Origin of the sequence: Mycobacterium sp. 4D054 (assembly GCF_052245755.1) — a bacterium.
Lineage (GTDB): Bacteria > Actinomycetota > Actinomycetes > Mycobacteriales > Mycobacteriaceae > Mycobacterium.
Genome location: NZ_JBQQCF010000162.1, coordinates 1 through 748, shown reverse-complemented (window position 1 = coordinate 748; position 748 = coordinate 1). Strand labels below are relative to the sequence as shown.

The 748-nt window shown below is 64.7% G+C and carries 1 protein-coding gene; it reads left to right on the top strand.

Annotation, left to right across the window (positions count from 1 at the left end; translation table 11 throughout):
- The first annotated feature begins 134 nt into the window (after positions 1 to 134).
- Complete coding sequence (locus tag ACTWP6_RS30390; RefSeq protein ID WP_443189650.1) at positions 135 to 596, top strand: carboxymuconolactone decarboxylase family protein; 462 nt, start codon at positions 135 to 137, stop codon at positions 594 to 596.
- Positions 597 to 748: the final 152 nt, after the last annotated feature.

Below are 748 nucleotides of genomic sequence, written 5' to 3'. Positions count from 1 at the left end.
CCCTACCGGAGCGCACAGGGAAAAGCTGGGCAGACCAGCGGTTACGTCACGCTCACAAGCCCACCAAACGACAACCAGCCATGGCAGACACATCAATCACTCAAGTCCACGGATCGAGGCTTAGCGTCGAGGACATGACACCGACACTGACCACCCGGGACCGCCTCACGATCTACAAGGCATCGCCCGAGCTGTATGACGCCATGATGACTCTGTCCGCCGCAGCGGCCAGGGACGTCGACCCGAAGCTCGGCGAGTTGATCAAAATCCGTGCCTCGCAACTGAATCGCTGCGCGTTCTGCCTCGACATGCACACTCGCGACGCGCGCACGCGGGGCGTCGGCGAACAGCAGCTCGACATGCTGGCCGCATGGGTCGAAGCCGGCGATGTCTTCGACGAACGGGAGCGCGCCGCGCTGGCGCTCACCGAAGCGATCACCGAACTCGGCAGCCACGGCGTGCCCGACGAGGTGTACGACGCCGCGGCGCGGGTGTTCTCCGACCGGGAGCTCGGACAGGTCATCGCGATGGCCGTGACGATCAACGCGTGGAACCGCATCAACGTCACGGTGCGGATGCCCGCCCCGCGCCGCTGAGATCCACAGCCGAACTCGCATTCCACGCGGCTTTTCCGGGGGTTTTCCCACGCTGTGCGCGGTCTCGGCGATCGATTCCGGCCACCCGTCGTTCAATTTCTGCCAGGCGAAATGAACACCCGCGGCGGCGGGTTTAACCAGTCAGATCCACC